Source organism: Arcanobacterium hippocoleae (genome assembly GCF_040360365.1).
Taxonomy (GTDB): Bacteria; Actinomycetota; Actinomycetes; order Actinomycetales; family Actinomycetaceae; genus Arcanobacterium_A; species Arcanobacterium_A hippocoleae_A.
In genome coordinates this window covers 1,232,533-1,255,646 of sequence record NZ_CP136412.1, presented here as the reverse complement: position 1 = coordinate 1,255,646, position 23,114 = coordinate 1,232,533, and the positions used below count along the sequence as shown (strand labels likewise).

The following is a 23,114-nucleotide window of genomic DNA, read 5'->3' as shown; positions in this document are numbered from 1 at the left end:
AAAGCTTCGGGCGGGATTTGCATCATTGAGTGCGGTTCAAACTGCCAGTGCTAACTGTTTACCGGCGGTGAAATCAGCGCTGCTTCGTCTTAGTCTGCGTCTTAATTCGCATCTTAATTCGCGTCTTAATCTTTGTCGTAGTATTACTATTCGTTTTAATCTTTGTCATAGTATTACTATTCGTTTTAATCTTCGCAGGCATCTCGCAAAACTGGGCATTTTTTTGATCTTTTACCGGAAGAAAAAATCTAACCTGCGCCTGCGCTCACGGTAAATCACAAATATTAAAACAAGATTTTATCCGTTGCGGTATTATCGAGCCTAGGATTTAGCTCAAAACCGGGTCATTATGAAAGGTGTTCGAAAAGAGATGATAACTAGACGAATCAGAGCCGCAATCGTTGTTTCCGCAATTTTACTGGGCACGCTTTGTGCGTGCAGTACTGCGCAGGATCCGCGCTTAAAGCAAGACGGTGCAGCTGCGGGAGAGACAAGTGCGGACGCAATTACGCTTTACGTTGGCAGAAATATTTTCGAAGGCTCGCTTGATCCAATAAAAGGCGCGATGAGCTATGGTTATCCGTTTATTAACAATGCGCTTTTGAAAGCGGCGCCTAAAGGCGGATATGTCGGAGACCTTGCCGAAAGTTGGAAAATCAGCGAAGACGCATTGAAATACACTTTCACGCTTGCTCCCGATTTGAAATTTTCCGACGGCTCCCAGCTCACTGCTGAAGATGTAGTTTTTACTTTCCAAGAAGTTGAAAAACATCAGGAAAATAATCCAGATGTAGATCTCACTGTCTTAGAAAGTGCGAAAGCACTGGATGCGCAAACGGTGGAATTTACACTAAACCAGCCTTTCAGCCCATTCTTTGATATTTGTGCAATGCTGCAGATTGTGCCCGCAGACGCATATGATTCGGCAAAATTCGATACCGCGCCAATTGGCTCCGGAGCATATCAAATACTCGAATATCAGCCAAACCAGAAGATTGTGCTTGCACGAAACGAAAACTACAACGGAAAACTGCCGGAAATTGAGCGGGTCACCCTTGTGAATCTCTCACAAGAAGCAGCTTTCGGAGCTGCACAAAGCGGTCAGCTTGACGCAGTGATGGTGCCGGCAGCTTATACAACTGAAAAAATCGATGGAATGCAGGTGCAAAAACTGCAGACAATGGATGTGCGCCAGCTAAATCTGCCAGTTGAAAAAGCACATCAGATTACAAATAATGCTGGAAAGCCTTTCACAATCGGCAACGATGTGACTTCTGATCCGGCAATCCGGCAAGCGCTCGCGATTGGAATTGACCGGACGCAAATCATCAAAAATGCTTTCAATGGGGTCGGAAAACCTGCAGCCGGGTTTGTTGGAAATCTGGAATGGGTTGCCGGCCGTGCGGATGCAGAAAAAGCGGATTCTGCAGGTGCAGTGAAGCTTCTGGAAAACGCAGGTTGGAAAGATACCGACGGCGACGGCATTCGTGAAAAAGACGGTTTGCGTGCGGCCGTCGATATCTATGCTCCCGGCGGTGATGAAGACCGGTATAATCTCGCAGTTGCACTCAGTGAAAACGCGAAACAACTCGGGATTGAATTGCAGGTAAAAACTGCTTCTTGGGATGAAATTGCTGCATTTGCTTATGCGAATCCGGTAGTTTGGGGGTGGGGGCAATACTCGCCAACTGTACTGCCAAATTTACTGCACTCAGTTGCCCCGGATACTGCCGGTGAATCTTATGTAAATACTGCACAATATCAGAACAAGCGGGTTGATGAACTGATTTCGGGAGCGCTTGCAGCAAACAATCAAGACGATGCGAACAAGCTGTGGCAGGAAGCTCAACAGGTTGCGGCAGTAGATAATCCTTATCTGTACATTGCAAATATTGAGCATACATATTTTGTATCAGATCGGCTTGACCTTTCACTTCCAACGCAAATCGACCATCCGCACGGGCACGGCAGCCCAATTTTGTGCAACTTAGCTGATTGGAAACTGCGGAAGTGAGACTGCAGATTCGTGCCTTTTCACGCAATCGGGTGCTGCGCGCTGTATTCACTGGGAGTTTCCATCTGCTGCGAGTTATTGCGCTGCTGCTTTGTGTCAGCAGTTTGGCTTTTATGCTGATTGCAAATGCGCCAATTGATCCGCTCACTGCGTTCATTGGCGCAGAATCGGCACTTTCACCGGAAGCACGTGCGGAAATAGTTGCGCATTGGGGACTGGACCAAGACGGTGTTCAACGTTATTTCATGTGGCTGGGCAATGTGCTGCACGGAGATTTCGGATATTCGCTTTCCTATCAAGCCCCGGTAGCTGCCGTAATCGTCGGACGTTTTACAGCTTCACTCCTGTTGATGATAAGCGCATGGCTGGTTGCTGGGATTTTCGGTTTTCTCCTCGGCGTAATTTGCGGACTGCGTGCCGGCAGTGTCTTTGACCGTCTGGTTACAAGTATTGTGCTGGCGCTGAAATCCGCACCAACTTTCTGGCTGGGATTAGTGATTCTCACTATTTTCGCAGTAATTCTCGGCTGGTTTCCCATTGGGATGAACGCTCCGCTGGGAAAACTTGCTGCCGAAGTGACTTTTACGGACCGGCTGCATCATCTTGTGCTTCCCGCTTTTACACTCGCACTTGTTTCAATCGGCGACGTGCTGCTTTATACTCGTGAAAAAGTTTGTACTGAATTACATTCGCAGATGGCGGATTATGCCCGCGCCCGCGGTGAATCTACCCGCCAGCTTACTTGGAGACATATTTTGCGCAATGTCTCGCTGCCTGCAATTACCGTACAATTTGCGTCGTTTAATGAACTATTTGGCGGAATGGCGCTTGCAGAAAATGTGTTTTCTTATCCGGGAATCGGCAGTGCGTTAACCGCCAGTGCGCTTGCTGCGGATGTGCCGTTATTGCTTGGGATTTCTGTTTTTAGTGCGATTTTCGTTTTTGCGGGCAACGGTATCGCAAACTTGCTCTACAGCGTAATTGATCCGCGGATTCGCCGTGCACACGGAATTAGCAGAACGAAAAAGTGAAAGGATTTAATCGGGGCAGTGTTTCTTCCGATGAACCTGATCGGGCTTTAGAGTTTGCAGCAACACCTGATACAGCAGGTGAATCAGCATCTGATTCGGCCGCTGATTTATTTTTGGAGGTAATCGAAAATGAGCGCTGCAGATTCGCCTTTGCCGCAGCAGGAAAATAGTTCCCGCAATCAAAACGGCCGCCGCAATAATGTGAAGCACATGGAACAGCGCAGCCGATATACTTTCAAGAAACTTGGGGAAGCTGTTAAGCTCACCAATTTCAGCATTCGTACTAAGCTAGCTATTTTGAGTACGATACTTGGAATTTACTTGCTTGCCGTCGTTATTTTCACTTTTACCAGCATGGGGATGCAAAGTACCGCAGTGAATTACACTCAGAAACTGCTTTCACCGTCGCTTTCGCATCTTTTCGGCACTGACCAGCTTGGGCGGGATATGCTTGCATTTTCACTGCAGGGAATGGCGAATTCGCTGATAATTGGGCTGATCGCAACTCTTGTCTCGACGTTTCTTGCAGTTATTTTTGGTTTGCTTGCTGCTATTTACGGGGGTGCTGTTGATTGGGGGATAAATTTTCTGATTGATCTTTTCCTGAGTATGCCGCATATTGTGTTGCTGATTTTAATTTCTTTCATGTTTGGGAAAGGAATATTCGGTGTCGCTGCTGCAGTTGCGCTCACACATTGGCCTACTCTTGCTCGGGTAGTGCGGGAAGAAGTGCTTGCTGTGCGCAGTTCGCAATATGTGATGGCAGCGCGCGCATTAGGGAAAACCCGTTTCCAAATTGCACACATCCATCTTTTGCCGCATATTATTCCGGCGGCGCTTGTGGGGGCGATTTTACTGTTTCCGCATGCCATTATGCATGAAGCAGCGATTACTTTCCTCGGATTCGGGCTTCCGCGAGAAATCCCGGCAATCGGAAATATTTTGGCAAATGCGATGAACTATTTGGCTATGGGAAATTGGTGGCTGGCGCTTTTCCCCGGTCTGCTGCTTTTCCTTGCAGTAGCACTGATTTTCGGGGTGGGGAGAAAATGCAAAAACTTTTCAATCCAAGGAGCGCACAAGAATAATGGATGAGTTTGCGGGAAATAATGAAATGAATCCGGCTGCGGGCGGCGGCGAATTCAGCACTTGCCGGCATCGCGTGCCCGGAGCCGCACCGCTGTTGGAAGTGCGTGATTTGTGTGTGGAATTTTCGATGTATGCTCCGTCGGCGCGCCGGATTTCCGCACCGGCGAATGGCAGCAGCGTGTCTGCGGGTGAAACGGAAAAAGATCGGCGGGTGCTGAAAGGGTTAACTTTCGAAATTTATCCCGGTGAGATTGTCTGTATTGTCGGCGGAAGCGGCGTGGGAAAAAGTGTTGCTGCAAGCGCAATACTTGGATTGTTGCCGAATAATGCGCTTCTCAGCGGAGATATCCGCTATCGGTCACTGCCTTTAGACCGTGAATTGCTGACGAAACTTCGCGGGCGGGAACTTGCTTATGTGCCGCAGGCGATTGACGCGCTTGATCCGATGATGAAGATTGGCGCGCAGATCAAGGGCGTGTATGGGAATGATGAGAAACTTGCGGAGCTTTTTGCGCGCTATCGGCTTGCCGAAAAAGTTGCAGACTATTATCCGCATCAACTTTCCGGCGGAATGGCGCGGCGGGCGCTGATTTGCGGTGCGCTGATAAATTCTCCTGAACTGATAATTGCTGATGAGCCAACTCCTGGTCTTGACCGAAAACTCACTCGGCAGGTAGCTGCGGATTTCAAAATTGCTTCACAAGGCGGTACTGCCGTAGTGATTATTACGCATAATCTTGAGTTGGCGCGGAATCTTGCCGATAGAGTGCTTGTATTTGCCGACGGGAAAATCAATCCTGATTTGACGCTTGCAGATCTTGAGCGCGCCGGTAATTTGCAAATTCCGCAGGTAAGCACATCGGCTGGAGCGAGTGAATTAAGTAAGTCAAGCAAATCGTGCGAAACGAACACCGTGAACGAAACGAACATCGTAAACGAAACGAACGCCGTAAATGAAACAAACGTCTCAGCTAAATTCGCTGAAATGAATCGCAGCGGTAATTTCAGAAAGGTTATTGAGCCGGAATCTCTCAATCTGACGAACATCAGTTTTGCATACCCGCGAATCGGTGAGCGGATCTTGCATAATGTATCGCTGCAGGTAGCGGCGGGAGAACGTGTCGGGCTGCTCGGACCCTCCGGAGCTGGGAAAAGTACGTTATGCAAAATCGCGGCAGGATTTTTGGCTCCCGCCGCAGGGGAAGTGCTTTGTGCGGGAAAGCCTTTGCCGAAAAAAGGATATCAGCCGGTGCAAATGATTTTTCAAAATCCGGAGCTTTCGGTAAATCCGCGCTTGCGTCTGGGAAAAACACTTGCCGAATCGGGGATAAATATTTTTCCGGCCTGTGAAGAATTCGGGATAAAACACGAATGGCTGCACCGTTATCCGAGTGAAGTTTCCGGGGTGAGCTGCAGCGATTTTGCATTGCGCGGGCTTTGGGAGCGCAGACACGATTCTTAATCTGTGATGAGATTACGGCGATGCTCGATTTGCCGTCGCGTGCGGCAATTTGGCATACGCTCATTTCGCAGGCAGAAAAACGCAGAATTGGAATGCTCATCGTCTCGCATGATGAAAAACTGCTGCACCAGCTGACACAGCGGATTGTGGAAATATAATTTCCGGCTGCTGAAATTTTATTCAGGCGGCTGCAATTTTTCCTCAATCCGCAGCGACATATGCCCTTTGGGGGCTGAAGATACCGGCAAACATGGATCAGCACTGCGAATCGACTCCTCTAATGCTTCCTCACGCTGATGTACGTCTGCTTGCTGTACGGCTGCTGTTAGCAGCTTTCCCAGCCAGGGCTCATTTTGTGCCGTCGGCGTGATAATTTGCGCGTTTGTAATTATCCCTTCGTCTGCTGTGTATGTGTGCGCAAGGATTCCGCGCGGGCTGTCAATCCAGCCTGTTGCAGTGCCGGAAAGCTGCATACTGCGGGTGTTGGGCGCAGTTGATTCCGGATCCGGCTGATTCTTTTTCACGGCAGATAACCCATCAGTTTCGGTAATCTGCAGCAGCTGCTGCAGGCAATTTTCAATGGTTTCAATTGCGTGCAGCGTAATAATTGCTCTTGCACTCAAGGCGCTCTGGTTTTGTTTCAGCCAAACCGCTTGCATTTTGCGGCAAGCGGAGTTGCTAATTTTCCAATGCTAAGCTGTGCAATTGGTCCGACACGGTAATAAGCTTTGCTGCCAAGGAGTTTCAAATAGGGGCGTGAAGCTGATTTGCCGGGATTTTCTTCGCCGACGGCAGTGAGCCACTGTGCAGCGCTGAACTCGGTAAGCACTTCGTTATTTGAGAGAGTGACCCGCGCTTTTGTGCCGATAAGGCTTGGATTTCCGTTTTCGTCAATTAACGCAAGATTCGGCAGCGCAATGTTATCTGCGAAAGTATCGGAGTTTTCAGATTTTGATTTCAGAATCGGATTCGGGTTCTGATTCAGTGCAAGCAAAGAAAGTTTTTCCGCTGCAATTTTCGCTTCCAACGTTGTTGTGCGAAATTCGTTTAGCGCCGCCGCTGTTGGGAAAAATTTCACTCCGCCGGGGACTGCAACGGCTGGAAAATGCCCGGGGCATCCAGAAACTGTGAGCGCATGTTTCGAAAACTTCCGCAGCGCTAACGCTAATTCGCGGTCAATTTCAACCAGCCGAAGTGCATGAGCTTCCACGATTGATGAATGATGCAGTAATGAGCGGACGAGCTGATCTTTTTCCGCAGGGCTAGGCCGGCGAGGGCATCTAATGCACGCATTCCGGCAAGATGATGCGGTACTGGGCAGATTCCGCAAAGATGCTCCACAATACTTGGTGCTTCGGTAACTTTTTGCCCGATAAGCAGTCCGTCTACCCGCGGCAGACCGGAGAGATCGAACCGGGCTTCACGTTCCCCTGCCGGGTTGCGGTTCACGAAAATTTTCGCACCGAAAAGATCTACTGTTTCGTTAAGGTTGATTTTCATTCAAAACCTGCCAAGATAAAGATATGCATGAGCTCGCACTTTGCCACTCGGTGGTGGCGGCCGTCGAAAAAGCCGCACTTAAGGCTAAGGCTACCAAGATTTCGAAAGTTGCGCTGCGCGTAGGGCGCGAATCCGGCGCATTACCAGCGGCGCTTTCTGGTTCGTGGGAAATTGCTGTTGCGAACACGTTGCTTTCGGGAGCGCAATTGGAAATTGAAGTTATCGCAGCGGCCGTTTATTGCCCGAATTGTGCGCGTGATGTAGAAATTGATGAGTTTTTCGCGCTGCTGTGCCCGCAGTGCGGCACGCCGACGGGAAACATTACCCGCGGAAAAGAGTTTGAAATAGCTTGGGTTGAGTGGGAAAGCGGTATTTAACGTTAGCTCCCCGGCATCGGAAAGCTATTTGGATCACCGGCGGAGGCCTAATCTGCAGCGGGATTCGAATCCGCAGCGGGAATGAATTTAACCGGCGGCCCATTTGCTGATTACGTGCAGCGCGAGTTTCGCAGCTTCTGCTAAACCTTGCTGCGCCGAATCAGAAATTCCAATTACGAGATCGACGTTTTCAGGCACCACGCCAACTACTGCTAGTTCTGCCGGCTCACGTTCAAGGAGCCGGCAGGATGTGAGCACGTCGAGCAATCCGATTTGATGCGGGGAGAGCTTTGCGGAAAGCAGCCGCGGCACCTGATCGCCGCGCAAAAAGATTGGAGTGCCGGGATCTTTTCCGTGCTGTGCGACGGCATCGAGAATTAACAGCCGTTTTGCCTGCTCAACAACGGGTAGTAGCTCCATTCCGAGTGTTGCGCCGTTGATAAAATCAATGTCGGCGAAATCGATTTCGGCGGCGGCTGCCATTATTTGGACGCGCCGAAGCAGCTCGATTCCAATTGCGTCGTCGCCCATAATTTCATTACCAATACCGAGCACTACAATTTCTTTTTGTTTTGCATCATCTAGCTGTGCTAAATCGTTTGCGTTAAGTGCGGCGGCGTGCAAATTCGGCAGCGGACGTGAACGGATGAAGGAATCTTGCGGGAAAAACTCAGAATTCGTCATGAAAGTAACCGTATCAATGCTTGCATATTTATTGCGGCAGTTTTTATTGCGGCAGTTCTGAAACTTTTAATTGCTGCGGTTGATAGCAGCGGCAGGTTAAACCTCTGGGGCATCCACTGGTTTTGACCCGCGCTTTAACCAAACACCTCCGTTTATCATCGATGAAATACCGCCGTGACGTTCCATTGAATCGGCACGGACAGCCAAATATACGTGAGCTATTACAAAACACCAGAAGATAAACATGATCATTGCATGAATCAGGCGGGTGGCGGGAATACCGATCCAATGCACTGGCATTGCGAAAAACTGCCAAACGGGATTGTTCTGATGGTAAAGCCCGTAGAGTGCGAGTCCGGTAATCATCTGGAAAAACCCAATTACGTAAATTCCAGTGTAGGTGAGCTGCTGCAGCGGGTTGTGTGCGATATAGAGCGGGCCGTCGTCTGTAAGGAATAGGTAATGTTTTGCTGTTCCCCAAAGATTGCGGAAATCTTCTTTATTCTTCAACGGCCAGAAAGTCGGCCAACGCATATAGCGGTCGCGTGAAGTGAACGCCAGCCATAATCGCAGCACACCGATTGCAATCCATAAGAATGCTGCTGTGAAATGGGTGTAGCGCACCCAGCCCATTAAAAATCCAAGTTCAATTCCCATAAAGTAGGATCCGCCGAAAAATGGGTCCATAATGTAATATCCGGTGCAGGACAGAACAAAAATAAGCGCCACATTTGCCCAATGCAGCAGGCGCAGCAGCGGCGACCAGACGTTTAACCGCACCCAATCGCCGCGGGTGGCTTCAGATCCGTCGTCTTTTAAATCAGAAAGTTCCGACGGGCGAATATTTACAAATCCTTGAACTTGGAATTCTTCCGGATTGCCGTTGATCACTTCCGCACTTGCAACTGCGAGGGAACGGTATCCGCGCATTTTTGCCATTTGCGCATTTCGGCGCATCAGTGTGCGGTCTTCGCGAGAGCATTTTGCGGCGCGTAAAACTGATTCAAGGTTGCCGCGCATAATCATTAAATCATGCGTTTGTCCTTCAGTGGTCACGAAATCAGGAATTGCTGTGAGCGAGTAACGCCGTTCAGGTGTAGCTTCTTCGTGGGCGGTTTCCGGTACACGGCGTGCTTCCATCAGTCCGTTTGTCTCGTTTTGCAAAGCGTAATTTAGCGCTAAATCTACTGGATCTTGCGTGTTCTCCGGGGCGACGGCTGCCATCGAGAGGAGCCGTCGCTTTGAAAGTTTTCCAATAGAGTATGCTCCGCCGACTTCAATCGGTAAATTGGCTGCAGCTTCGGATGGTGCGAAAAATTCTACTTCATTTGGGGTGCTCATCCGCCTGTCACCACCTCAGTAATTGTGCTTCCTTCCGGATCGAGCACATGCACTGCGCAGCTCATGCAGGGGTCAAAGGAATGGATTGTGCGCAGCGGTTCGAGCGGCTGATGCGGATCTGCCAGCGGATGGCTGCCTGTGAGCGCCAGGGAATCTTCGTACGGGCCTTGTACTCCTTGCGGGTCGCGTCCGCCTGCCAGCCAAGTAGTTGGCACTACTGCTTGATAGTTTTCAACTTTGCCGTCTTTGATGGTGACCCAGTGTGAGAGGAAGCCGCGCGGCACTTCCAGTAAACCGTATCCTGCACATTCGGCAGGCCAGGTTTCCGGTTCCCATTTCGCGGCATCGAATACGTCAATATCGCCTTTGGCAATATTTGCTATGAACTGCTCATAAGTAACTTTCATCAGTTCAGCGGAAATTAGGGCTTCTGCTGCGCGGGCGAAAGTGCGTCCCATGGTGGAGTTGAGCTGTTTGAGTGTAATTCCAAGTGCGGCGGCGGCGCCGTCGACCAGTTCTGCAGTGCGTTTATGCCCGCGTGCATATCCGAGAATGATTCGCGCAACTGGACCGACTTGCATTGGTTTTCCGTTATAACGCGGTGCTTTACACCAAGTGTATTTACCGTCTTCAGCGTCGGCGAGCCATTCGTACGGCGGTTTTGGGCCGGTGTATTTTACAGTTGTTTCGCCTTTATCGGGAGTGAGTCCTTGATCATTGCCTTCGGAATATTCGTACCATGCTGAATTGATAAATTCTGCAATCTGTTTCGGGTCGAAATCTTCTACGGAATCGAACTGGTCGTTGTATATTACTCCTGGTTTAATTGCATTAAATTCAGAGGAGGAGCGTGATTTAGCCGGGTCGCCGGTATATGCGGCTCCCGCCATGCCGACGGCTAAATAGTTTGGCGTGGAAATCCCGATATCGAAGTAATCCTTATATACTCCGGCAATTGCAAGCACATCAGGATAGTAGCAATCGGTAACGAATTCGACGCTTTCGTCAATCCAATTTTTAATCTGATCGGTTTGCACTTGGTTAATTGATTCTGATTCGTTTGGATCAATTGAGCAAGCCATACCGCCGACTAAGAAATTCGGATGCGGATTTTCCCGCCAAAAACGGTGCAAATCCGGATCATGCTGCGTTGGAATTCGAGTGCGTCCAGATAGTGTGCCACAGCCATTAAGTCGGCTTCTGGCGGGAGGCGGTAATCTGGGTGGTTCCAGTATCCGCCGGTGAACACGGAAAGCTGCCCGGAATCGAGTACTGCGTTTAGTGTTTCTTTAACTTCGGTGAAACGTTTCAGTGAATTTCCGCGCCATTTTGATCCGATTGAATGTGCGAATTCCAGTGCTTTTGCCGGGTCTGCTTTTGCTGCGTTTGCAACGTTTACCCAGTCGAGCGCATGCAGATGGTAGAAGTGGATTACGTGGTCTTGCACTTCCACTGCGCCGACTACCATATCGCGGATCAGCTTTGCCTGCTCGGGTACGTTAATCCCAATCGCATCTTCAACTGCGGTGATTGAAGCGACTGCATGTGTAGAGGTGCAAACACCGCAAATGCGCTGTACGAACGCCCAAACATCGCGCGGGTCGCGGTTTTTACGATTGTTTCAATGCCGCGGAATTGTGTGGTTTGCGCCCAGGCTTTTTAATTTCCTGCCCTTCGGTTTCGAGTTCGATGCGAAGGTGCCCCTCTATTCGGGTGAGCGGATCGATTACTACACGTTCTGTCATTACTCTTCCTCACCTGATTTTTTCATGTTTGAATTCGAATCTGCATCATCTGATTGGTTTGGTTTTTGCGGAGTTTGCGCTGCTTGCGCTGCGGTATTTGCGCCGCAGCATCCGCCGCTGCTGTTTCCGCCGCAGCATTCGTTTTCACTGCTGCTGACGGTGCCTGCCAGCGGGAGGAGTTCGCGCGGGCTGTCGCCGAAAGCGGAAAGCGGCCCGGATTTCGCTGCACTTCTTCGTTCAAGAGCTGTTTTTGCTGCTGTTACACCTGCGTGTACTGCTACGCCGGCAGTGACTAATCCGAGCGCACCCCAGCCGATTTTCTCTGCGGCAGCTTCAACGCCAATTCCGGTTACGTTTGGCAGTACTTGATAGAACGGGGTGAAGCGGTCGAAGAAATCGCGTTCAGTGCAGCCAATACAGGGGTGGCCGGCGCCGATCGGCCAGCCTGCTTTCATGTTCCACTGTAAGATTGGGCAGGGGCTGAATGTGGATGGTCCTTTGCATCCGACTTCGTAGAGGCACCAGCCGGCGCGGGCGCCTGCATCGTCGAAAGTCCGCACGTATTGGCCGGCGTCGAAGTGGGCGCGGCGCGGGCATGAATCGTGGATTCGCTGCCCGTAGGCGAAAGTTGGGCGGCCTTCTGCGTCCACTTCCGGTGGTTTGCCGTGGGTCAAAATATAGGCAAGCGAAGCGGTGATTACTTCACCGATTGGCGGGCATCCGGAGACGTTGATTACCGGTTTATCTTTGATGATTTCATCCACGCCTACTGCGCCGGTTGGATTAGGTTTGGCTGCCTGCACTGATCCGAATACTGCGCATGCGCCGACGGCAAGAATTACTGAGGCGTTTTCAGCAGATTCGCGGAGAATCTGTTCGGTGGATTTTCCGCCGATAGTGCAGTAGATTCCGTCGTCTTTGAGCGGGATTGAACCGTTTACTACGAGGATGTGGTCTTCTTTGTTTACTTCTGCAAGTGCGTTTTCGGCAGCTTCACCAGACGCTGCCATTACGAGTTCGTTGTAATTGACTGAAAGCAGGTTCAGCACGACTTCTTCGACGGTGGTTCCTTCTGAACGCAGTGTTGATTCCATGCATCCGGTACATTCTTGCAGTTGGAGCCAAACCACATTCGGTTTTTACATTTCCGAGCTTTTCGGCGAGAATTTCGCCTGCTTTCGCGGTGCTTGCGCGGGCATAGTTTGGGGTGCCGACGGAGTAGATTGCTGCGAGTGCGGTGCAAAATTTCAAGAAATCACGGCGGCTTACGCCGGCGCGTTTTATATTTTCGCTGAGCGTTCCTTTTTGCCAAGGTTGGATATTGTACGTCATTGACTCAATCCTTTTGGTGTTGCTGCGTGTTGGTATAGATAGCTATACAGATAAATGATACGGGGCAAAGACGACTTATGCCCTGCAAAAATAAGCGGAATTAAGTTAGCGTTTTTGCGCGTAAATCAGCTGCTTTTGCGTTCTTCTTTTTCTGGTGCGGATAAAGTCGTTTATTGCGCAAATTCCGACGGCAAGCAGATAAAGCGTAATTAGGATGAGTGCCTGCACAATCATTGGCCACGGCTGCGGAAGCGGGTTGGCGATTGCGGCAAAGGTGAAAGCGGAAATCACTGCTGTGCGCCAGCTTTTCAGCATTCGTTTTGCGCTTAGCAGGCGGAGGAAGTTTAGTACGACAAGAATTTCGGGAATCAGGAATGAGAGTCCGAATGCTGCTACGAGGCGCATATAAAAAGACACGTAGCTTTCTGCCTGTAAAAGTACGGCAGCATTTTCTGGAGTGAAAGATGTGAGAATTTCGACTGCTTTGGGAGCTAATTGCACACCGGAATACGTGCCGGCAAGAAAAAGCAGCACGCCGGCAGCTCCGAAAATTGTGAGATATATTTTTTCGCGTTTCTTTAATCCGGGTGCGATAAAGGCGAAAATCTGCCCGACCCACCATGGGGAAGTGAGGATTAGTGAAATCCATAATGAAACTTTTAGTTTCAAGTCGAAGGCGGCGCCGATTGTTTGAAAATTGAGCTGCGCGGTTTGATTTTTCCCAGGTGCTGTTACGTCAGCAAGCGGTGCAGTTATAAAATTCATTACCGGATTGTATAAGTACCAGCCGATGAATGCGCCAAGGAAAATGCCGATTGCGGCAAGCAGAATTCGTTTGCGAAGCTCGCGGAAATGAGCCCAGATGCTCATTGTTCCTGCCGGGTTTTTGACTCGTTTGGTCATTTGCTGTTCAGGTAAGAGGCGGTTAGGCGGAGTGGTTGGTTTCAGTTTTTGCTTAACTAAGCGGTGCAGTGCCGTCGTTTCCGGCTGGATTTAGTTTTTCGGGAGTTTGCTGCGGCTGCGGATCCGGCTGCAGCCGCGGGGATGGCTGGGTTGGGTTCATTGGCGGTGCCGGCTGTTGGGCAGATGGTACTGAATATTGCGGATGGAGCATCTGCTGGGTTTGCGCAGTTTGCGGTGCTGCTGCTTGTGCCGGCGGTATTGAGGCCTGAGATACCGCCGGAATTGGAGGATTTGTTTCATCCTCAGTTAATTCTTTCATTTCTTTTTTGAGAATTTTTGCGCTTTTTCCAATATTGCGGGCGATATCCGGTAATTTTGCCGCACCGAAAATAATAATCAGTACCACAATCAGCACTGCGAAATGCATTGGTTTCATCGCAAATCTCCTTAAGGGTTGGTTTTTCTATCTCTGATGCTACAGCAGTTTTTGGTTTTTGGGCGTTTGCGAGAGCTTCGAAAACTGCCGCCGTTTTTCGTTCATCCGGTATCCCGGTGCTGACTGTGATTCTGGGATTTTTTCGGCTGAGTTTAGTGTGTTTTGCGTGTGTGTTTTTAATGTGTCTGGGGTTTGTGTGTTATTGGTGTTGGCTGCGGCAGTATCTGTGTTGCCGGCGGAATTGAAGATACTTTTTGCCCAAGCGTCGGCTTCTTCACGTGCAGTATTTTTTAATGTCCGCACGGGGTTTAGCTCATTTAGATTGAAGTTTTGCGGCGCTGTGCTGCCAAAATTGAAAGCTTCGCTGAAGTTAGTGTTTGCCCGTAACTGTGCCGAGTAATTTTTCGCTTTTTTAATAAAGGCCGATGTTGCGCGCAGCAGCGAAGCGAGAGTATTTGGGCCGACGATTAGCAGCCCGACCAGGGAAATGATTAGGAATTCGCCCGTCGAGATTCCAAAAACTCCATGCTTTCAGCTCAGCTTTCAATTTTTGTGCGGTTGTTTTTATTTGCTGGTAGTTTCGGTTTGCGGATGCTGCTTTTTTGCCAGTGCTGTTTGTGCAGTGAGCCAGTTAATCCACGGATCAATCCCGATTGGCTCGATTTTTCCGCCGTTGCCGTGAATTTTTGCTTTTGCTGCCGGATGAGCTGCGCATTCGATTACGATTGCGTTTGGGTTAACGTCGCGCAGATTCTGCCTGAATAATTCAAGGTCGAAATCGAGATATTCGAGCAGGTCGATTTTGTTTACGATTACTGCGTCTACGGAGCGGAACATCACCGGATATTTCTTCGGTTTATCTTCACCTTCGGTAACTGCGTAAACCATTGCTTTTGCATGTTCGCCTACTGCAAATTCTGCTGGGCAAACAAGGTTTCCAACATTTTCAATCAGTACGAGATCAAGTTCGGAAAGGTTCAGCCCTGCAAGTGCATGATTTACCATTGGGGCATCGAGGTGGCATTCTCCGCCGAAACCGTTTCCGGTATTTAGCAGGGAAATTTGTGCGCCGAATCCGGCAAGCCGGTCTGCGTCGAGTGATGTCTCAATATCGCCTTCTACAATGCCGACGCGGATGTTTTTCGGCAGAGCTGCGAGAGTGGCTGCAAGGAGCGTAGTTTTTCCTGATCCCGGCGCGGACATTAAATTTATGCAGCGGATTCCGTGCGTGTCGAAAGCTTCGCGGTTGTGTGCGGCTTTGCGGTCGTTCTCAGCGAAAATATCTTCCAGGACGTCAATGCGTTCGGTGCCGGTTTCGTATTTTGAGTGATCGCCAAGTTCTTCGCGGCTGTGCGGGTGCTCGTGGTCATGGTCATGGTCATGGTTATGCCCGTGCTCGTGCTCATGGTCATGCTCGTGGTGATGTGAATGCGGGTGTTCGTGGCTGTGTTCATGCGTATGGCTGTGGCTGTGCCCGTCTTCTCCGTCATGGCGATGGAAACGTCCCATGGGAAATCCTTTCAATGATTGGAAAGCTGCTGATGTGTCTGCATTGATTCGCGAAAGCTTTTTGCGGAAATTGGTTTTAAAGCCAGAATAAATTGTTTTCGCTTAATTTGCCACTGATTTAGCTGCTAATCAGCTACGTCAATCGAAGTAATCATAAATTCTTCCCCGCTTCTTACGATAATATTTCGTGATCCGCATCCGCATTGAAAGATAACTTCATTTTGCAAAGTTGTGTGCCTGCCGCATTCTTTGCAGTCAAAACTTGCTGGAATCAGCCGTATTTCGAGATGAGAACCGGTGAGAATCATGCTTTGTTTTGCGACGGCACCCCATGCAGCGTCGAGAGCTGCCGGCACAACTTGCCGCAATGCTCCCACATCGACGCTGACGGCAGTTACTTTTCGCCCTTTGCTGGCGCGTTCTGCAATTAAGCGCATTGACTGGCAAAGTGAAACTTCGTGCATGGTGGTATTTTAACGGATATCAGCTTCTTAATCTGCGGTAATCTTTAGGGATGGAGAAGATTGTACGACGGGCGTATCGTCTCACTGGTGTAGTGCAGGGCGTGGGGTTTCGCCCGCATGTGGCGCAGGTGGCTCGAAAATATCCGATTAGCGGGTTTTGCGGGAACGACGACGTTTCCGTCTTTATTCAAGCGCAGGGAGACACGGAAGCTCTCGACGGTTTTATGCGTGAAATGCTCGATACTTTACCGCCTTTGGCTTATGTGGCAGATGTGCTGCAGCAAGATATTCCGGTTCAGGCAGAAGATTCCGGCGGTGATAAAGCGGGCGGGGCGCGATTTGAAATTGCGGCTTCAAAACGGGCGGCAGGTGCGCGCACGCTAATCCCGCCTGATGTGACTATTTGTGAAGATTGTCTTGCTGATATTCAAGATCCGCAAAACCGCCGTTATGGGTATGCTTTCACCACATGCACGAATTGCGGACCGCGGCTTTCGATTATTAAAGATTTGCCTTATGATCGGCCGCTGACCACAATGGCAGATTTTCCGATGTGTCCGCAGTGCCAGGCAGAATATGCCGATAGCGCTGATCGGCGCTATCATGCCCAGCCGATTTCCTGCTATGAATGCGGTCCGCATATTTGGCTTGTTGATGCAGCCGAAATTGCAGAACCGGATCCGTTTGCGTTTTTGAAAAGCATAATACGCAGGCAGAGCTTTGGGACGGTTCGCGCGGGGAGAGAACGAAAAAGCACAAGATGATGTGCTGCAAAAGGCGCGTGAGATTTTGCGCAGCGGCAAGATTCTTGCAGTGAAAGGTGTCGGCGGTTTTCATTTGCTTGCAGATGCTGCGAATCCTGCGGCGGTAGAACGGCTGCGCATCCGGAAGCAGCGTTCCGATAAGCCTTTTGCAATTATGGTTTCATCGCTTTCTCAGGCCCGTCAAGAAGTTGAACTGACGGCTGAAGATGAGCGCCTGCTCACTTCGATTGCGCATCCGATTGTGCTCAGTCCGCGCCGTACCGGCGGAATCGTCTGCAGGCAGGCAGCTCCGGGTTTAGATTCCTTAGGGGTGATGCTTGCTTATACGCCTTTGCATGTTTTACTTTTAGCGGGTTTCGGGCCGGTAGTGGCAACTTCAGGTAATCTTTCTGATGAGCCGCTTTGCTATCAAAATCAAGACGCACTTTCGCGGCTGCGTCTGATTGCGGACGCGTTTTTACTGCACAATCGTGAAATACATGTGCCGGTAGAAGATTCGGTAGTGCATTCAGGCTGGAAACTGCGCCCGGTTCATACTCCTGTGCGGCGCTCACGCGGTTATGCTCCGCTTCCCGTCGTTTTACATCGTCCAAGGCAGGATTCTCCGCAGAGCCGAGCGGATACAGCGCCGCTATCCGGCTGTGCGGAACATTCAGATTCAGGTTTAGATTTAGGTTCGGATTTAGAGTGCGCCAAAAACCGGCGGCAGCGCCGCAGTCACGCTCGCCGATTGTGCTCGCCGTCGGCGGTGAATTGAAAAATACTTTTGCGCTGGTGCGGGAAAATACGGCTTTTATGTCGGCGCATATCGGGGATATGGGTTCGTTTGCTTCGCAGGAAGCATTTGCGGCGGCCATAAATCAGATGCTGCAAATTCACCGTGAGACTCCGGCAGTGGTGGTTTATGATAAACATCCAAATTATGCCACTGCCGGCTGGGCGCGGCGGTATTGTGCAAAACTGCGGGCTGCCGGGAAACCGGTGCGGGAAATTGCGCTGCAGCATCACCGTGCTCATGCGTTGTCTCTTGCCGCAGAAGCGCAAATACCGCACATGATTGTTGCCTGTTTAGACGGAACTGGTTTTGGCGATGACGGCAAAATTTGGGGCGGCGAAGTAATTGCGGTGCAGGGTGTGGAAACTGAGCGGATTTGGCATATTCCGGAGTTTCCGCTTATCGGCGGGGATCAGGCAGTAAAGCAGCCATGGCGGTGCGGGCTTGGGATTTGCCGTGAGTATGGAATTGATTATGCGGGAACTCCGTTGGCGCAAATGGAAACAACTCCGGCGGGGAAGCTGGTGATTTCGCAGTTAAATTCGCAGATCGGCACAGTGCGCACTACTTCGCTCGGGCGTGTTTTTGACGCGGTTGCTGCGCTTGTGGGGATTACTGAAGCTAATTATGAAGCACAAGCTGCGGTAGCTTTCCAGCAGCTGGCTGTCTCTTACTGGCAATCTCAAGGCTGCCCGGATTTTGCGGACTTAGTTTCGGCGCATTCCGGGTTTGGGGGAGAAGATTGCGGTGCCCGCGCAGGTGCGGCGAATCTAGTTGGTGAGTTTGGCGGGTGCGGTGAATTTGCGGAATCGAGTCTTGTGAGCGGCGATACGGCGCAGGAAGATTTCCGAAAACTGATTGCAAAAACGGCGCAAATGGCGCGGGAAGCGGATCTTGCTGCAAGTGCGGCAGATTTTGAAAATGCACCAGCTGATGGAAAAACCGATAGTGCAGAAAAGATTGCAGCTGCGGGAAAAATTGCATTCAGTTTTCATTTCGAATTGGCAAAGATTTTTGCCGGCGTGCTGATTGCAAAATCGTGCCAGCGCGGCAGGATTCCCGTCGGTATTAGCGGCGGAGCAGCATTAAATCAGCTTTTCGTGCAAATTTTGAGTGAGATGGTGAAAGCGGCAGGGCTGCAGTTTATTACGCACTCAATAGTTCCGCCGAATGACGGCGGATTGGCGCTCGGGCAAGCTTATTATGGTCTGTTTTTTGATGGAACTTTGGATGAAACTTTTGATGGAACTTCTAATGGGGATTCGAGCGGAAATTCTGAAAATTTTTCCGGAGAGCAGATTTGCAGCGGGAAATAGTGCCGGAATAAATATAGTGCCGGAATGAAATGTGCAAAAGCAGCACAGCGGATATCAGCGTGAAAACGAAAATTCGGGTGAACGGGAACAGGGAGTGCGGAGATGAATTTCATCGGGGATATTAAGCAATCACAAGCAGCGCCGGCAGCTGGAACGGAAAGGGCAGTGAAATTTGGAATGGACCGGGCAGGGAAAGCAGCCGAAACCAAAGCGGTATTAGAAAATAATGCGGCCGCGGGCGAATCCCTGCCAGGCGCGGAACTGCAAGATGCAGCGCTGCAAGAGGAAACTCTGCCAGGCGCGGAACTGCAAGATGAAACGCTGCAAGAGGAAACGCTGCAAGGCGAAGCAGTGAAAGATGAAGTGCTGAATCGTGCGCTGAACACTCTCACTGAGAATCGGTGCCGCGAATCACGAATCCATCTCTGGCCTCCGGAAATAGCGGAAAAAATTGGGCATCCGCTAATTGTGGGAATTGCCCAGGATTTAGAGTCGGCGCGGAGCGAAGTAAAAATTGGCGACGGAATAGTGGTGCTGGGTGAAATCGCGGAAGAAAATGAGATCTGTGCGATTGCGCGCCGGCTGCCTGCCTGGGGTGCTAGTGGGGTCTGGTTTTTACCGGCTGGAACCGTCGTTAATGAAAAGCTTTCTGATTCTTTTAATACTTTCGTGGAACTCGAAAATTTTCCGGCAGAAAGGAAAAACTTTTCAGCAGAAAATGAAATTGTGCCAGCGATAAAAATTTTTTCACGCTGCTCGCTGAAAGGCTCGGCCGGGAAAGCAGCCGCAAAGACCCGCAATGGGTCTGTATTACCTGCTCGGATGAGGGGCGGTTGGCGGAAATTTTAGAACCGCATCCGCAAACCTTTTCTGCACTTGCGCGCACAGCTTGCGGTGAGGAAGAAATTGATGTGATGCTTGTGGGGGAAGTGCGGCGCGCGGATTTAGTGCTGATTCATGCACAGGGAGCAATTGCGCGCGTGAACTAAATAAATTTAAGTGAAATCTAAAGTAAACGTTTAGACTGAAAACTGGAAACTAAAAATCTGCGGAATCCGTGCAAGATTTTAATAATATTTCGGCAAAAATTTAGCGAGAGGGAGATGATGGACGCTCCAAAGAATCGGCTTAACGATTCAGAAGCGAAAGTGCTTGCACAGATTGATAAGGTGCGGCAATTCGGCGACAAACTCAAAGACGAATATGTCACGATGGCGCACGGTGCCGGCGGGAAAGCCTCCGCGCAGCTGGTGCAGCAGGTTTTCCTGAACGGATACGGCAATGAAACTCTTGCGGCTTTAGATGACGGCGCGGTAATCGGGCTGCAGGAAATGCTAAACCAGGTTGGGGCGCTGCCGCAGGAGCCAAAATTGCAATGTCTACCGATTCTTATGTGGTTAACCCGATTAAATTTCCGGGCGGTTCAATCGGCGACTTAGCGGTAAACGGAACCGTAAACGACCTTGCCGTAATGGGGGCGAAACCGCTGGTGATTTCAGCAGCTTTCGTGATTGAAGAAGGCACGCCGATTCTGCTGCTGCGCGAAATTGCAGCAGATATGCGCAAAGCTGCTGAAACTGCCGGAGTTCAGATCGTAACTGGTGATACAAAAGTAGTTCCGAAAGGCAGTGCTGATCAGGTTTATATCACGACGGCTGGTATTGGTATTGTTCCGGCCGGAGTTGATCTTGGTGCGCAAAAGGTAATGCGGACAGATAAAATTATCGCTTCCGGCCCGATTGGCGATCATGGAATGGCGGTGATGATGGCGCGCGGCAATCTCGCAATTGACGCCCCAATCGAGTCTGATACGAAAGCAATAAACGCAATGACGGCAGCATTATTAACATCTGTGCCGGAGACTCGTTGGATGCGTGACGCGACCCGCGGCGGACTTGGTACTGTGCTTAACGAACTCGCCCAAAGTACGGGATTAGGGGTGGCAATTGACGATACGGCGCTGCAGGTGCGGGAGATGACGCGCGGCGCCTGCGATATGCTCGGTATTGACCCGCTTTATGTAGCTAATGAGGGAATGTTTGTTGCCGTTGTCCCAGCTGACAAAGCTGAGACGGCGCTCGCGGCAGTGCGGGCGGTTCCCGGCGGATCGGAGGCGGAGATTCTGGGGAAAATAGTAGCTCAGCCTGCTAATGCCGTCGTGCTTGTGACTGGTTTCGGCGGTACGCGAATGGTGGATATGCTGGTTGGAGATCCGCTGCCGCGAATTTGCTGATTTGTTGTTTTGTGAATTTAGTGATTTAGCTCGTGTCGGAAAGTTTTCAAAAGTTAAATAACTTTTTTGAAATCTGGTAAGTTATCAAGAATTAAGGAAACGAAAAATATGTGTTTAGGTGTGCCGGCGCAGGTGGTTGAGCTTGCCGATGCCAGCAGCGAGCAGATTGTGAAAGTGAACATTTCTGGTGTGCACCGCGATGTTTCGATTGATTTGCTTGATGCGGATGAGCTGAATCTCGGGGATTGGGTGCTTGTGCATGTGGGGTTTGCGCTCTCGAAGATTGACGCGCAGGAAGCTGCCATTACGCTTGATCAGATTAAAAAACTTGGCGGGAATACTTTTGAAGATGAACTTGACGCTTTTGCTGGGTCGGTGATCCGATGAAATTCGTAGATGAATTCCGGGATCCGGCTGCTGCCCGTTCCCTGTTGAAAAGGATTGAAAAGCTTGCTGCCCAGCTTGAGCGGCCGCATAGCTTTATGGAAGTTTGCGGCGGGCATACGCACACTATTTATCGTTATGGGATTGAAAATCTGCTTCCGGAAAATGTGGAGCTGATTCATGGACCAGGCTGCCCGGTTTGCGTGATCCCAATGGGGCGCGTGGATGACGCAGTGTGGTTGGCGCATCAGGATGGCGTTATTTTTACTACTTTCGGGGATATGATGCGCGTTCCGGGAACGAATGGTTCGCTATTGCAGGCGAAAGCTAAAGGGTGCGATGTGCGTTTTGTGTATTCGCCGCTTGACGCTTTGCAGGTTGCGCGGGAGAATCCGGGCCGGAAAGTGGTGTTTTTGCTGTCGGATTTGAAACTACCGCTCCGTCTACTGCAGTGGCGCTTTATCGTGCCCGGATTGAGGGGTTGAAAAATTTTTCGATTTTCTGTAACCATGTGCGGATTGAACCGCCGCTGCGGACAATTCTTAATTCCGACGGTTCAAAGATTGACGGGTTTATTGGTCCGGGGCATGTAGCGACAATTACGGGTACGCATGCGTTTGATTTTATTCCGCGTGAATATAATCTGCCGGTGGTGGTTGCTGGTTTTGAACCGCTCGATATTTTACAGTCGGTAACGATGCTGCTTGAGCAGTATGTTTCCGGCGGCGTGGCAGGCGGCAATGCTTTGGTTGAAAATCAGTATGCGCGTGTGGTGCGGGATAACGGGAATCCGGCGGCGCTGGGGCTGATGGAGCAGACTTTTGCCCGTCGTGCTGCTTTTGAATGGCGGGGGCTTGGATTTATTTCCGATTCTGGTTTCGGGATTCATCCTGATTATGCACAGTTTGATGCGGAATTGATTTTTAATATGCCTGCCAAGCGTGTTCCGGATCCGCAGGCCTGCGAATGCGGTTCAGTGTTGGTGGGGAAGATTAAACCTTGGGAATGTAAGGTGTTCGGTACTGCCTGTACTCCAGCGAATCCGATTGGTACATGCATGGTTTCACCGGAAGGTGCTTGCGCGGCATACTACAATTTTGGGCGTATTGATAAGGCGACTGCGCAGTCGGTTGTGATTGCGGACTGAACATGTTTTAATCTTGGACGGGCAGAGATGTTTGGCTGCGGTCTGCGGGTTTGGCGAGTTCGGCAGGTGTTGTTTTGTGCGGATGAGAATCGGTTTTCTGTTACTTTTCGGATGGTTTTTGGGAGATAAACCGGCAAAAAATAAACTGGCGGAAATTAAACTGGTGAAAATTGGGTGAAAGGGTTTCGGAGTTTATCCGATTATTGAGCGTACCGCGTCTACGCCCATTTCCTGCCAAGTGTTAAAAGATTTTTCTGCTTCTTCTTTGCTCAGCAGTGATATTGCGAATCCGCCTTGAATCATCACGTAATCGCCGACTTGTGCTTCGGGTAAGTATGCCATGCAAATATCTTGTTCTTCACCGTTTACGGAAATTTTGCCCATCGGCATAATGCCGGTGTTAATCGCAAGGATTTCGCATGGTACGCACAAACACATTTAATTCTCCGCTTTATTTTTTCCTGATCTGATTCTGCTGCCGGTTATCTGATTCCGTTGCCGGTTATCTGATTCCGTTTCCGGTTCGCTTGTGCAATCAGATATTTAAAATCTTCCGCTTATTTTACCTGTTATTCTACATGCTATTGCACCCGCAATATTTTCCTGCG

The 23,114-nt window shown here is 50.2% G+C and carries 29 protein-coding genes and 3 pseudogenes; 16 read left to right on the top strand and 16 right to left on the bottom strand.

The annotated features are described in order from the left end of the window. Positions 1 to 349: 349 nt before the first annotated feature. From RQN30_RS06530 to RQN30_RS06505, 6 genes are read left to right on the top strand one after another with little or no spacing between them, the layout of a single operon-like run. Positions 350 to 2,014: an ABC transporter substrate-binding protein gene (locus RQN30_RS06530; protein WP_353059779.1), complete on the top strand. Its 1,665-nt coding sequence runs from the start codon at positions 350 to 352 to the stop codon at positions 2,012 to 2,014. Beyond that, positions 2,011 to 3,045, top strand: coding sequence for an ABC transporter permease (locus RQN30_RS06525; protein ID WP_353059778.1), 1,035 nt, complete (start codon positions 2,011 to 2,013; stop codon positions 3,043 to 3,045). The genes RQN30_RS06530 and RQN30_RS06525 overlap by 4 nt, the downstream gene beginning before the upstream one ends. Next, positions 3,042 to 3,215: a hypothetical protein gene (locus tag RQN30_RS06520; protein ID WP_353059777.1), complete on the top strand. Its 174-nt coding sequence runs from the start codon at positions 3,042 to 3,044 to the stop codon at positions 3,213 to 3,215. The genes RQN30_RS06525 and RQN30_RS06520 overlap by 4 nt, the downstream gene beginning before the upstream one ends. Next, positions 3,175 to 4,140 (top strand): ABC transporter permease, encoded by a 966-nt coding sequence (locus RQN30_RS06515; RefSeq protein WP_353059776.1) that lies wholly within the window; start codon positions 3,175 to 3,177, stop codon positions 4,138 to 4,140. Before RQN30_RS06520 ends, RQN30_RS06515 begins: the two co-directional genes overlap by 41 nt. After that, complete coding sequence (locus tag RQN30_RS06510) at positions 4,133 to 5,596, top strand: ABC transporter ATP-binding protein (RefSeq protein ID WP_353059775.1); 1,464 nt, start codon at positions 4,133 to 4,135, stop codon at positions 5,594 to 5,596. Before RQN30_RS06515 ends, RQN30_RS06510 begins: the two co-directional genes overlap by 8 nt. 20 nt (positions 5,597 to 5,616) lie before the next feature. Then, a complete protein-coding gene (locus tag RQN30_RS06505; RefSeq protein ID WP_353059774.1) occupies positions 5,617 to 5,754 on the top strand; it encodes a hypothetical protein in 138 nt (45 codons plus the stop codon). Positions 5,755 to 5,772: 18 nt separating this feature from the next. Here RQN30_RS06505 and RQN30_RS06500 read toward each other — a convergent pair whose 3' ends face one another. The 3 genes from RQN30_RS06500 to RQN30_RS06490 are packed head-to-tail and all read right to left on the bottom strand — an operon-like array spanning position 5,773 to position 7,096. Continuing rightward, positions 5,773 to 6,219, bottom strand: a complete 447-nt coding sequence (locus RQN30_RS06500) for a nickel-dependent hydrogenase large subunit (RefSeq protein WP_353059773.1) — start codon at positions 6,217 to 6,219, stop codon at positions 5,773 to 5,775. Between the two features lie 17 nt (positions 6,220 to 6,236). Then, positions 6,237 to 6,806, bottom strand: a complete 570-nt coding sequence (locus RQN30_RS06495; protein ID WP_353059772.1) for a hypothetical protein — start codon at positions 6,804 to 6,806, stop codon at positions 6,237 to 6,239. Further along, entirely contained in the window at positions 6,761 to 7,096 is a 336-nt protein-coding gene (locus RQN30_RS06490; protein ID WP_353059771.1) for a hypothetical protein, read from the bottom strand. Before RQN30_RS06490 ends, RQN30_RS06495 begins: the two co-directional genes overlap by 46 nt. Positions 7,097 to 7,119: 23 nt before the next feature. Here RQN30_RS06490 and RQN30_RS06485 point away from each other — a divergent pair, with 23 nt between their 5' ends. Next, positions 7,120 to 7,473, top strand: coding sequence for a hydrogenase maturation nickel metallochaperone HypA/HybF (locus tag RQN30_RS06485; RefSeq protein WP_353059770.1), 354 nt, complete (start codon positions 7,120 to 7,122; stop codon positions 7,471 to 7,473). A gap of 87 nt (positions 7,474 to 7,560) precedes the next feature. Here RQN30_RS06485 and RQN30_RS06480 read toward each other — a convergent pair whose 3' ends face one another. From RQN30_RS06480 to RQN30_RS06430, 12 genes and pseudogenes are all read right to left on the bottom strand, one after another. Then, a complete protein-coding gene (locus RQN30_RS06480; protein ID WP_353059769.1) occupies positions 7,561 to 8,157 on the bottom strand; it encodes a HyaD/HybD family hydrogenase maturation endopeptidase in 597 nt (198 codons plus the stop codon). 96 nt (positions 8,158 to 8,253) lie between these two features. Further along, complete coding sequence (gene cybH / locus RQN30_RS06475) at positions 8,254 to 9,498, bottom strand: Ni/Fe-hydrogenase, b-type cytochrome subunit (RefSeq protein WP_353059768.1); 1,245 nt, start codon at positions 9,496 to 9,498, stop codon at positions 8,254 to 8,256. After that, positions 9,495 to 11,068: pseudogene (locus RQN30_RS06470) on the bottom strand (nickel-dependent hydrogenase large subunit). The gene cybH and the pseudogene RQN30_RS06470 overlap by 4 nt, the downstream one beginning before the upstream one ends. Before the next feature lie 40 nt (positions 11,069 to 11,108). After that, entirely contained in the window at positions 11,109 to 11,243 is a 135-nt protein-coding gene (locus RQN30_RS06465) for a hypothetical protein (protein WP_353059767.1), read from the bottom strand. Then, positions 11,243 to 12,337, bottom strand: coding sequence for a hydrogenase small subunit (locus RQN30_RS06460; RefSeq protein WP_353059766.1), 1,095 nt, complete (start codon positions 12,335 to 12,337; stop codon positions 11,243 to 11,245). Before RQN30_RS06460 ends, RQN30_RS06465 begins: the two co-directional genes overlap by 1 nt. Beyond that, positions 12,237 to 12,575, bottom strand: coding sequence for a twin-arginine translocation signal domain-containing protein (locus RQN30_RS06455; RefSeq protein WP_353059765.1), 339 nt, complete (start codon positions 12,573 to 12,575; stop codon positions 12,237 to 12,239). The genes RQN30_RS06460 and RQN30_RS06455 overlap by 101 nt, the downstream gene beginning before the upstream one ends. A gap of 105 nt (positions 12,576 to 12,680) precedes the next feature. Next, entirely contained in the window at positions 12,681 to 13,445 is a 765-nt protein-coding gene (gene tatC / locus RQN30_RS06450; protein ID WP_353059764.1) for a twin-arginine translocase subunit TatC, read from the bottom strand. A gap of 85 nt (positions 13,446 to 13,530) precedes the next feature. Next, a complete protein-coding gene (gene tatA / locus RQN30_RS06445) occupies positions 13,531 to 13,914 on the bottom strand; it encodes a Sec-independent protein translocase subunit TatA (protein WP_353059763.1) in 384 nt (127 codons plus the stop codon). Positions 13,915 to 13,953: 39 nt separating this feature from the next. Then, positions 13,954 to 14,217 (bottom strand): hypothetical protein, encoded by a 264-nt coding sequence (locus RQN30_RS06440; protein WP_353059762.1) that lies wholly within the window; start codon positions 14,215 to 14,217, stop codon positions 13,954 to 13,956. A gap of 90 nt (positions 14,218 to 14,307) precedes the next feature. Next, a pseudogene (locus tag RQN30_RS12570) lies at positions 14,308 to 14,427 on the bottom strand (Sec-independent protein translocase subunit TatA/TatB); the annotation flags it as partial. Positions 14,428 to 14,478: 51 nt separating this feature from the next. Further along, positions 14,479 to 15,423, bottom strand: coding sequence for a hydrogenase nickel incorporation protein HypB (hypB, locus tag RQN30_RS06435; RefSeq protein WP_353059761.1), 945 nt, complete (start codon positions 15,421 to 15,423; stop codon positions 14,479 to 14,481). A gap of 125 nt (positions 15,424 to 15,548) precedes the next feature. After that, positions 15,549 to 15,887 carry a hydrogenase maturation nickel metallochaperone HypA/HybF gene (locus RQN30_RS06430; RefSeq protein ID WP_353059760.1) on the bottom strand — a complete coding sequence of 113 codons (339 nt, stop codon included), beginning with the start codon at positions 15,885 to 15,887 and terminating at the stop codon, positions 15,549 to 15,551. 50 nt (positions 15,888 to 15,937) lie between these two features. Here RQN30_RS06430 and RQN30_RS06425 point away from each other — a divergent pair, with 50 nt between their 5' ends. The 9 genes and pseudogenes from RQN30_RS06425 (at position 15,938) to hypD (ending at position 22,506) form a co-directional block, all read left to right on the top strand. After that, complete coding sequence (locus RQN30_RS06425) at positions 15,938 to 16,651, top strand: acylphosphatase (RefSeq protein ID WP_353059759.1); 714 nt, start codon at positions 15,938 to 15,940, stop codon at positions 16,649 to 16,651. Next, positions 16,608 to 17,408 (top strand): Sua5/YciO/YrdC/YwlC family protein, encoded by an 801-nt coding sequence (locus RQN30_RS06420; RefSeq protein ID WP_353059758.1) that lies wholly within the window; start codon positions 16,608 to 16,610, stop codon positions 17,406 to 17,408. Before RQN30_RS06425 ends, RQN30_RS06420 begins: the two co-directional genes overlap by 44 nt. Further along, the gene (locus RQN30_RS06415) at positions 17,339 to 18,742 is read left to right on the top strand and encodes a Kae1-like domain-containing protein (protein WP_353059757.1); all 1,404 of its coding nucleotides are present in this window, start codon (positions 17,339 to 17,341) and stop codon (positions 18,740 to 18,742) included. The genes RQN30_RS06420 and RQN30_RS06415 overlap by 70 nt, the downstream gene beginning before the upstream one ends. Before the next feature lie 165 nt (positions 18,743 to 18,907). Further along, positions 18,908 to 19,591 carry a hypothetical protein gene (locus RQN30_RS06410; RefSeq protein ID WP_353059756.1) on the top strand — a complete coding sequence of 228 codons (684 nt, stop codon included), beginning with the start codon at positions 18,908 to 18,910 and terminating at the stop codon, positions 19,589 to 19,591. After that, positions 19,576 to 19,731 (top strand): hypothetical protein, encoded by a 156-nt coding sequence (locus tag RQN30_RS06405; RefSeq protein ID WP_353059755.1) that lies wholly within the window; start codon positions 19,576 to 19,578, stop codon positions 19,729 to 19,731. The genes RQN30_RS06410 and RQN30_RS06405 overlap by 16 nt, the downstream gene beginning before the upstream one ends. 117 nt (positions 19,732 to 19,848) lie before the next feature. Then, the gene (locus RQN30_RS06400) at positions 19,849 to 20,181 is read left to right on the top strand and encodes a hypothetical protein (protein WP_353059754.1); all 333 of its coding nucleotides are present in this window, start codon (positions 19,849 to 19,851) and stop codon (positions 20,179 to 20,181) included. After that, the gene (gene hypE / locus RQN30_RS06395; protein WP_353059753.1) at positions 20,118 to 20,975 is read left to right on the top strand and encodes a hydrogenase expression/formation protein HypE; all 858 of its coding nucleotides are present in this window, start codon (positions 20,118 to 20,120) and stop codon (positions 20,973 to 20,975) included. Before RQN30_RS06400 ends, hypE begins: the two co-directional genes overlap by 64 nt. A 108-nt stretch (positions 20,976 to 21,083) precedes the next feature. Then, positions 21,084 to 21,362 carry a HypC/HybG/HupF family hydrogenase formation chaperone gene (locus RQN30_RS06390; RefSeq protein WP_353059752.1) on the top strand — a complete coding sequence of 93 codons (279 nt, stop codon included), beginning with the start codon at positions 21,084 to 21,086 and terminating at the stop codon, positions 21,360 to 21,362. Further along, positions 21,359 to 22,506: pseudogene (gene hypD / locus RQN30_RS06385) on the top strand (hydrogenase formation protein HypD). Before RQN30_RS06390 ends, hypD begins: the two are co-directional and overlap by 4 nt. A gap of 192 nt (positions 22,507 to 22,698) precedes the next feature. Here hypD and RQN30_RS06380 read toward each other — a convergent pair. Then, positions 22,699 to 22,944, bottom strand: coding sequence for a HypC/HybG/HupF family hydrogenase formation chaperone (locus RQN30_RS06380; protein ID WP_353059751.1), 246 nt, complete (start codon positions 22,942 to 22,944; stop codon positions 22,699 to 22,701). Positions 22,945 to 23,114: the final 170 nt, after the last annotated feature.